At 62.6% G+C, this 8,968-nt stretch carries 7 protein-coding genes and 1 pseudogene; 4 read left to right on the top strand and 4 right to left on the bottom strand.

What is annotated here, in order from left to right:
* From EN750_RS08420 to EN750_RS08405, 4 genes are all read right to left on the bottom strand, one after another.
* On the bottom strand, nucleotides 1-2,008 hold a 2,008-nt coding region (locus tag EN750_RS08420), incomplete at its 3' end, for an ATP-binding cassette domain-containing protein (RefSeq protein WP_127396152.1).
* A gap of 115 nt (nucleotides 2,009-2,123) precedes the next feature.
* Entirely contained in the window at nucleotides 2,124-3,143 is a 1,020-nt protein-coding gene (locus EN750_RS08415; protein ID WP_013530435.1) for a sugar ABC transporter substrate-binding protein, read from the bottom strand.
* Nucleotides 3,144-3,301: 158 nt separating this feature from the next.
* Complete coding sequence (locus EN750_RS08410; RefSeq protein WP_127396151.1) at nucleotides 3,302-4,240, bottom strand: threonine/serine dehydratase; 939 nt, start codon at nucleotides 4,238-4,240, stop codon at nucleotides 3,302-3,304.
* Complete coding sequence (locus tag EN750_RS08405; protein WP_245481692.1) at nucleotides 4,230-5,333, bottom strand: succinylglutamate desuccinylase/aspartoacylase family protein; 1,104 nt, start codon at nucleotides 5,331-5,333, stop codon at nucleotides 4,230-4,232. Before EN750_RS08405 ends, EN750_RS08410 begins: the two co-directional genes overlap by 11 nt.
* Nucleotides 5,334-5,373: 40 nt before the next feature.
* Between EN750_RS08405 and EN750_RS08400 the strand changes: the two genes are divergently transcribed.
* The 4 genes and pseudogenes from EN750_RS08400 to EN750_RS40550 form a co-directional block, all read left to right on the top strand.
* Nucleotides 5,374-6,213, top strand: coding sequence for an IclR family transcriptional regulator (locus tag EN750_RS08400; protein WP_164749416.1), 840 nt, complete (start codon nucleotides 5,374-5,376; stop codon nucleotides 6,211-6,213).
* Nucleotides 6,214-6,342: 129 nt separating this feature from the next.
* Nucleotides 6,343-7,092 carry a GntR family transcriptional regulator gene (locus EN750_RS08395; protein WP_127326625.1) on the top strand — a complete coding sequence of 250 codons (750 nt, stop codon included), beginning with the start codon at nucleotides 6,343-6,345 and terminating at the stop codon, nucleotides 7,090-7,092.
* Nucleotides 7,093-7,160: 68 nt separating this feature from the next.
* Entirely contained in the window at nucleotides 7,161-8,723 is a 1,563-nt protein-coding gene (locus EN750_RS08390; RefSeq protein ID WP_127396150.1) for a putative N-acetylmannosamine-6-phosphate 2-epimerase, read from the top strand.
* Between the two features lie 51 nt (nucleotides 8,724-8,774).
* Nucleotides 8,775-8,968 (top strand): annotated as a pseudogene (locus tag EN750_RS40550) (sugar ABC transporter substrate-binding protein); the annotation flags it as partial.

The following is an 8,968-nucleotide window of genomic DNA, read 5'->3' as shown; positions in this document are numbered from 1 at the left end:
CAGCCGGTATGTAGACGATGCCGGCGCGATTGGCGGCCTTGGTGTCGCCGCCGGTCTGCTGCCCGCCGAAAATTCTGAGCGTGCCGCCATGCATGGTCTCGAGGCCGGCAATCAGCCTGAGCACCTCGGAGCGGCCGCTTCCCATCAGGCCGGCGAGCGCGACGATTTCGCCCCTGCACACGCTGAGCGTGGCCGACTTCAAGAGCTTGCCATCGGAGATGTTGCTGATTTCGATCGCGGTTTCGCCGACTTGCGCTTCGAGATAGGGGAAGATGTCGCCGACATCGCGCCCGACCATCATCGAGACGATCTCGGCCTCGCTGGTCTGGCGGGTCTGGCGCTCGCCGATGAAGCGCCCGTCACGCAGAACGACGACGCGGTCGCACTGGCTGAAGATCTCTTCCATCTTGTGCGAGATGTAGAGGATGCCGGCGCCGCGAGCTCTCAGCCTGTCGATCAGGTCGTAGAGCTGGTCGCGCTCGCGGTTGGAGAGCGCGCTGGTCGGCTCGTCCATGATGAAGAACCAGGCATCGGACAGAACGGCACGGGCAATTTCCACCATCTGCCGGTGCCCGACGGAAAGTGTTCGCAGCTCCGCGCCAATGTCGATATCGAGCGACAGCTCGTCCATGATGGATTTTGCATCGCGCCGCATCCGAGCCCGGTCGAGAAATCCCAGGCGGGTATGCGGTTCGCGGCCGATGAAGAGATTCTCGGCCACCGTCAGGTCCGGCGAAAGGCTGAAATGCTGATGGATGACGCTGATGCCCCTGGCGTCGCTGGGGGAGTGGAACTGGACGGCGTTGCCGTCGATGATGATCTCACCCTCGTCCGGGCGATGCAGACCGGAAATGCACTTCACCAGCGTCGATTTCCCGGCCCCGTTCTCGCCGGCAAGTCCCACCACCTCACCGGCCGAGACGGCAAAGCTGACACCGTCGAGTGCTTTGACGCCCGGAAAAGACTTGCCAAGCCCGCGCAAGGCGATGCTGTGTTTGCCGACCGGTGTTGCGGCGATGTTGCGGGGCGACGGGGTGGACTTGCGGCCACCGGTCTTGAACAGGGCGGCGACACTCTCCGGCTGGCTGGTAAGAACGGCCACCAGAATGAGGCTCGCGGTCACGAAATAGATCAGGATCTGCGGCACCTGCAGGAAGGACAGGCCGGTGTTGATGACGCCCAGCAGCAGCGCCCCGATCGCCGTTCCCCAGATGGAGCCCTGGCCGCCGGACAGTTTCGTGCCGCCGATGATCGCGGCTGTAATGGCTGTAAATTCGAGCCCGGTGCCGGCAAGCGGCTGTGCCGAACCGAGACGACCGATGGTGAGTATCGCGCCGAGCCCGGCCGTCGCACCGGCAATCAGGTAGACGGAGATGCGCACGAGGTCGACGGGAACCAGTGAGGCCCGCGCCGCGCCCGCATTGCCGCCGACCGCATAGATCCAGCGTCCGTAGACCGTACGATTGAGCACGAACCACCAGAGGCCCAGGCAGATGGCGGCGATGATGACGGAGACCGGCAGGAGGCCGATCGTCTCGCGTCCCGCGAAAAGCAGGACCGGATCGGCGACCGCGATGCTGGATGCGCCGGAGAGGCTGAGCGCCAGGCCGCGCGCAAACGCCATGGTGGCGAGCGTTGCGATGAATGGGGAGATGCCGGCAAAGCCGATCAACGTTCCATTGAGCAGACCGATTGCGGCACCGCCACCGATCGCGGCGAGAAGGCTCAAGCTCGCCGAGCCGGTTGCCGTGTAGGCAAGACCCGCGGCGATGCCGGAACAGGCAAGATTGCTGCCGACGGAAATATCAATGCCGCGCGCGATGATCACGGCCGTCATGGCAAAAGAGATGAGGGCGATGACCGCACTCTGCTGCGCGATGCTGACAAGATTGCCGGTCGACAGAAAACGCGGATCGATCCAGCCGAAGACGGCGATGGCGACCAGCAGCACCGCGATGAGAACCGGTTCGTTGCGCCGCAGTAACGGAGAGGTCCAGGACTGGAACATGGGTCGGTCCTCTTATCGAGCATCATGCGCGGTCACCACGGAGCGGCGACGGCGATCGTCAGGAAAAGGGGACGCCGGATGATACGTCATCCGGCGCTTGAGCCGCTCTAGGCTGTTACTTTGCCAGGGTCATGGCGGTCGCCGGAACCTTGGGACCGAGTTGCTCGGTATAGTTCTTGGCTTCCACCGCCTCTTTGTCGGTGTTGATGTATTCGAAGGTGAGGCCATCCGCCTTGAGCTTCGCGGCCGTCGCATCCGAGGTCACGAAATAGGTCGGCATGTAGAGATCCTGCGGCAGCTTTTCGCCGTTGGCCAGACGAGCGGCAACGGCGATGTTCCAGTAGCCGACACGATAGGCGCCGGTCAGCACGTCCATCACCATCTTGCCGTCGTCGATCAGCGGCTTCATCTCGGCGTCGCCGTCATAGCCGCCGTAGAGCAACTGAGTTCCCATCGAGCTGGCAACGGAATCGGCGGCCAGGCAAAGGCTGTCGGAGATGCAGCCGATGGCCTTCAGATCCGGATAGGTGGTGAGCCAGGTCTGGGCGGCATTGGTTGCCTTGGCTGCGTCCCAGCCGGTCGGCTCGATGCCGACAACCTTGATGTCCGGAAACTCCTTTTTCAGGGTTTCGACAAAGCCTTTTTCGCGCGTGTCGGACACGAAGTTGCCACGCGAACCGACGAGCAGGGCGACTTCGCCCTTGCCGCCAAGCGACTTGCCGAGCGCGCGGGCAACCATCGACATGTTGTCGTAGTCCGGATAGAGCGTCGAGTAGTTCGAGCCGGCCTCGACCTTGTTGCCCATGGTGATCACCGGAATGCCGGCGGCGGTGGCTTTCTGGATGACCGGAATGACCGCGTTCTTGTCGATCGGATCGATCAGGATCGCGCTGACGCCTTGATTGATGAAATTCTCGATGATGCTGACCTGTTTTTCCAGACTGCCCTCGGCGCTCTGCCAAGTGGATTTCACCCCATAGTCGGCGGCAGCCACGTCGCCCGCTTCCTTCATGCGGACGAAGAAGGAGTTCTGCAGGTCGATTGCCGCAAGCCCCAAAACCTTTTCCGCGGCAAGCGAGGGCGTCGCGATGGCGAGTGCGAGCAGAGCAATGGATGCTTTCAGGGAAATGCGCATGTTTCAGTTCTCCTCTTGTTGCGACAGGACGATTCTTCGCCTCTTTTTCATGTCCCGCACGACGACCGTCCCAGTGACAGGCATTCCGGCGGTATTTCGCGGCACTCGTGCCGTATTCATGTCAGGGCCGCGTCTGCGTGGACCGGCCTTGCTCAACCTCAGCCATTCAGGCCCTCGACACCGGCGCCACAGACAAGCCCGGCGATGCGGGCGCCGCGCGGTGGCTTGAAAGCGCCGCTCATCAAGGCGGCCAGCGATGCCGCGCCGCTGAGGTCGGCGGCGATGCCGAATTCGAACCAGAGCAATTCAGCGGCCTTCTGCATGTCCGCATCCTCGACAAGGACGATGTCGTCGACGTGCTTGGCGACGATCTCGTAGATGCTTTCGTCCGTGCGGCCGCAGGCCATGGTCGCCACCTTCGTCGTTATCTCGGGCAAGCGAACCACACGGCCGGCAGCCAGGGAGGCGTGAAGGGTCGGTGAACCGGTCGGCTCGACACCGATGATCCTGGCTTCGGGTTTGACGTGCTTCAGGGCTTCGGACATGCCGCTGATGAGCCCGCCACCGCCGATCGCGACGATATAGATGTCGGCATCGGGCATCTGATCGACCATCTCCAGCGCCACGGTTCCCTGACCGGACACGATCTGCGCATCGGCGAAGGGATGCATGTAGAAGGCGCCGCTCGCCTTTGCCTCGGCCAATGCCGCCTCATGCGCTTCATCCCAGACATTGCCTTCGAAGCGAACGTCAGCCCCCCATTTGCGCAGCTTTTCCGCCTTCAGCGGGCTTGCATTGTTCGGCAGGTAGATGGTGGCGGGAACGCCGGCCCGGGCAGCCACATAGGCGGTGGCCAGGCCGTGATTGCCACCGGATGCGGCGATCAGTCCGTTTTCGATCCGGCTTGGCTCGAGCGTTTTCACCCGGTTCGTGGCGCCCCTGATCTTGAAGGAGCCGCTCACCTGGAGGCATTCGAGTTTCAAATAGACATCATTTTGAAGGTTTGCCCCCGTGGCATGGTCGAGCTTGACGACCGGGGTGCGCCGTATGAAGGGGGCAATGCGCCGGGCAGCCGCTTCGATGTCCTTATGGCCCATCGGTCAGTGCCTCCGGATATTCGTTGGCAAGCACGAAACAGCAATTCCCCGGGCGCACACGGCCGGGCTGACGCTTGGCGAAAACGATACCGTCGATGGGGTGAAGGAGATCGATGGGCGCGCGTGACGGCGTGTGGAGGAAGTGAATGCGTCCGGCAAGGTCGCCCTTGCTGACGGCACTGCCGAGCGGGCTCAAGGGCTCGAAGACACCGTCCTCCTCGGAAAGCAGATAGCCTTCGCTTCCGGGAACCTTGAGCACGCGTGCGTTGGCGCCAGGGGCGATGTCAGGCGCGCCCGTCAGAACGCCTGCATGTTTCAGCACATTGCGGATGCCCCTGCGGCAGATGGCCAGCGCATCCGGACTGACAAGGCCGCCGCCGGCCATCTCACTGCCGATGACGATCAGCCCCTGGTGGTTGGCGGACGCGGTCGAGGTCCGGGTTTCACCGAGATTGTCGACCATGACAACGGTCGGCGCCCCGAAGGCGAGCGTCGCCTTGATGTTCTTGCGATGCCCTTGCGCGGTCGGGGAGGGCTCGATGATCGCGCTCGGCAGGATCATCAGGGACGAACCGCCGGAATGGAGATCCAGGAAGTAGTCGGCCATCGGAAACAGGACGTCATGCACGTAAGCCGCGATCTGGCTTGTCAGCGTGCCGTTGAAATCGCCCGGGAAACTGCGGTTGAAATTCAACCCGTCGACCGGGGAGGTGCGGGTGCCGGCCTCGACGGCCCGAATGTTGATGGCCGGAATCGCAATGATGCGTCCGGCAATATCCCGTGGATCGATCTCGCGCAGAAGCTCGCCGAGCGCGATCGGCCCCTCATATTCGTCGCCGTGGTTGCCACCCTCGATCAGGACCGTCGGACCGTCACCGTTCTTGATGACGGCGAGCGGAACGCGGACCGTGCCCCAGGCATCGTCGTGCGGCGATTGAGGCACATGGAAGAAACCGATCTGCTTGCCCTCGCGATCGAAATCGACCGACGTGTAAACACTGTTGTTCCGGGGAATGATGGTTGCGCGCACAGTGTTTGCAGGTCTCTGGACGGTCATCGGGTCGGCCTCGAAATTCATTGTCCCCGTCATCATGTCAGTTTTATATATGGTGTCAAGTTTGGATATAAAACCAATGGCAATTCCGATTTCTTGTCTCTATCGTGCGGGACCACCGGGGATTCTTCGAATGGCAGATGATGCAAAAGAGAGTGGCAAACCGACCTATTCGGCCCCGGCGCTGACCAAGGGTCTGGATGTCCTGGAACTGCTGGCGGAGGCGCGGGCGCCCCTGACGATGAAGGAGATCGCGGAAGGCCTCGGCCGTTCGAAGAATGAGATTTTCCGGATGCTGATCGCGCTGCAGGAGCGTCAATATATCGAGCGCAACGCCGAGACCGACGCCTATTCGTTGACCGACAAGCTTTTCAAGCTGGGGCTGCACACGCCGAGCGCTCAGGATCTCATGTCCGCCGCCATGCCCGAGCTGACGCAGATTGCCGGGGACTCAAATCAGTCGCCGCACCTGGTCGTCTTCAATCATGGCTTGACCGTCGTGACCGCGGCCGCTCCCGGCGGCGAGGACATGGCGTTCACGCTGCGCCTCGGCTACGGCCGCCTGGCCACCGACGCGACCTCCGGCCATGTGATACTTGCCTTCCAGTCACCAAAGGTCGCAGCGCGGATGATCGATGAATGTGCGGCGCATTCACCGGCGCCGCTGGATCGTGACGCGCTGGAAAAGCAGCTTCGTACCATCCGCGCGGACGGCTACTGGATGCGCGAGAGCCGTGACTTCGTCGGCATCACCGATATCTGCTGTCCGGTCATCGGGCCGGACGGCAGTGCCGTCGCCTCCATCATCGTCGCCTATATCAATCGCCATACGCGTGAAAGCCGCCATGCCTATACTCTGGAGGTCCTGCGGGCTGCCTGCGATCGCATCTCCATGAAGCTGTCACCGAGGGTTCGCTAAGGGATCGTGATGCGCTGAGGGCGCGGCGAAGCACCGTCCGCTGGCCGTTTGCACCGGATTGATAATACCAGTATAGGTCCAGTCAGGAATGTTTTGATCCTGGGTGCTTCTCGCGCGGGAGGAAGGGCAATGACAACCGTGAACCTGATCGGGCTTGTCAGTCGGGAAATGGAAGCGACAGCGTCCGATGTGCCGCTTTACAGACGGTTGAAATCGGCGATCGAGGCGGCGATCCGCTCCAACGCGTTGAAAGCCGGCGCGGTTCTGCCAGGCGAGCGGGTTCTGGCGGAAGCCCTGTCGATCTCGCGAGTCACTGTGAGAAAGGCCCTGGCGCTGCTCGAAGAGGAAGGGCAGCTCAATCGCCGGCACGGTTCCAAAACCGAGATCGGGTCGCGGGTCGAGAAATCGCTTTCGACGCTGACGAGCTTTTCGGAGGACATTCTGGCGCGCGGCCTGAAGCCTGGATGTCTATGGCTTTCCAAGCAGATAAGCCGTCCATCCCCGGCCGAAATGATGGCCCTGGGTATTGCGGGCAATACCAATGTGGTTCGCATGCGTCGTGTGAGGACGGCCGATGGCGCGCCGATCGCCGTCGAGGTCTCGGCCGTGCCGGTTCGCTTCCTTCCTTCGCCCGAGATGGTTCAGGATTCCCTTTATGAAGCGCTTGATGCACGCGGCTTCCTGCCTCAGAGGGCAATCCAGCGCATGCGCTCGCGCGGCGCGTCGCTGGAGGATGCAAAGCACCTTCATTGTGACGCGGGCGCACCGCTGCTGATGACCGAGCGCCGCTGCTTTCTCGCCGACGGACAGATCGTGGAATACTGCGAGACACGCTACAAAGGCGACGTCTACGATTTCGTCTTCGAGCTGCAAAGATAATACCAGTTATGAACTGGTTGTAATCTGGTATTTTCCATTTATCGTGATGGCGACAAGGGAGTGCCGACGTGCAGCGGGAAGACATCGCCAACAGTCTCATCGTGTCCTGCCAGCCGGTTCCCGGCGGCCCGATGGACAGTGCGCAATTCGTGACGGGCTTTGCCAGGGCCGCTGTTGAAGCCGGAGCCAAGGCCCTCCGCATCGAATCCGTGCCCTATGTCGCGGCCGCCCGCCTGGCCGTCCGCGTGCCGATCATCGGTATCGTCAAGCGCGATCTCACCGACAGCCCCGTGCGCATCACACCCTATCCGGCCGATGTCGAGGCCCTGGCCGAGGCGGGCGCCGATATCATCGCTTTCGATGCGACGGAGCGTGTCCGTCCCGTTCCTGTCGAAGCGCTTGTGAAAGCCGTCAAGGCCAGGAACAAGCTGACCATGGCCGATTGCTCTTGCCTTGACGATGCGCGCCGGGCCCTTGCCGCGGGTGTCGATTTCGTCGGCACGACGCTTTCCGGCTATGTCGGCGGGCCGGAGCCGCAGGATCCGGATATCGCCCTCATCGCTGAAATGCGAACCCTGACCCCCTACGTCATTGCCGAAGGGCGTATCCGGTCGCCTGAGCAGGCGGCTGCCGCCGCGCGCGCCGGCGCCTGTGCCGTGGTTGTCGGCTCGGCGATCACCCGTACCGAGCACGTCACCTCATGGTTCCACCAGGCGCTTTCCGACGCCTATGCGGCGAGGGGCGCGCAAACCGCCCTTGGCACAAGTGTCCTGGGCCCAACCGTTCTGGGCCCATCCGTCCTGGGCATCGACATCGGGGGAACCAAGACGATGGCCGCGCTGGTCAACGATGGCACGGTGGTCGAGGACATGATCGTGCCGACTGCGCGAGAGGCTGGACCCGAGGCCTGGCTTGCGTCCTTGGCGCAAAGTACGTCGGCCTGGTCGAGCCGCTTCAGCCGCATCGGCATTGCGGTGACCGGACTGGTGCAGGATGGACGCTGGTCGGCATTGAATCCGGCAACCCTTGGCATTCCCGACGGCTACCCGCTGGTCGAAAGAGCATCCGCTGTTTTCGGCAAGCCGGTCTGTGCGTTCAACGATGCCCAGGCGGCTGCCTGGGGCGAATACAAATTCGGCGCCGGGCAAGGTCGCGACATCGTCTTTCTGACCATCTCTACCGGAATTGGCGGCGGCATCGTTTGCAACGGCCGATTGCTGTCCGGTCTAGCCGGTCACTTCGGTCTGATCCGTGGTCTGTCTGAAGACCGGGCTCCGCTCGAAGACAGCACGTCCGGCCGCTGGATCGCTTCGGAGGCCCTCAAGGCCGGTTCCAAGGCGGACGCCGCCGATGTGTTCGGACACGCGCTGAAGGGCGAGGACTGGGCCGGCGCCATCGTCTCGCGAAGCGCCTCGCGGGTCGCGGCGCTGTGCCGGGACATTCAGATGATGTTCGATCCGAAATTGATCGTCATCGGTGGCAGCATCGGTCTTGCAGAAGGCTATCTCGACCGGGTGCGCGCACATCTGAGCGAGGTCCCGCCGCGCCTTTCCCCCCATCTCGTGGCGGCGAAGCTCGGAGGCCACGCCGGCGTCATCGGTGTTGCCGATCTTGCCGAATGGGCAAGGTAACGGCGCCCCGGTCGTGTCATGCAAAAATCATCAAAAAAGAAGGGAACGATCATGAAATTGAGCAGGACATCTTTTGCGCTTATGGCCACCCTCCTTGCGGGGACGGCTTTGCCGACCTTTGCCAACGCAACCGTGACCGTGCTCGGCTGGCCTGGCGGCTCCGAGGAAACCGCACTGCGGGCAACCGTGGAAACCTACAACAAGCAGGCCAGCGATGCCGACAAGGTGGAACTGCTGTTCTTCAA

Source organism: Mesorhizobium sp. M7A.F.Ca.ET.027.03.2.1 (assembly GCF_003999175.1).
Classification (GTDB): Bacteria; Pseudomonadota; Alphaproteobacteria; order Rhizobiales; family Rhizobiaceae; genus Mesorhizobium.
The sequence above is the reverse complement of the archived record's forward strand: the minus strand, read 5'-3'. Positions and strand labels throughout refer to the sequence as shown.

Bases quoted from the DNA above. Each gene is read 5' to 3' on its own strand.
- EN750_RS08415 (WP_013530435.1), bottom strand. From the start codon at position 3,143: ATGCGCATTTCCCTGAAAGCATCCATTGCTCTGCTCGCACTCGCCATC.
- EN750_RS08410 (WP_127396151.1), bottom strand. From the start codon at position 4,240: ATGGGCCATAAGGACATCGAAGCGGCTGCCCGGCGCATTGCCCCCTTC.
- EN750_RS08405 (WP_245481692.1), bottom strand. From the start codon at position 5,333: ATGATGACGGGGACAATGAATTTCGAGGCCGACCCGATGACCGTCCAG.
- EN750_RS08400 (WP_164749416.1), top strand. From the start codon at position 5,374: ATGGCAATTCCGATTTCTTGTCTCTATCGTGCGGGACCACCGGGGATT.
- EN750_RS08395 (WP_127326625.1), top strand. From the start codon at position 6,343: ATGACAACCGTGAACCTGATCGGGCTTGTCAGTCGGGAAATGGAAGCG.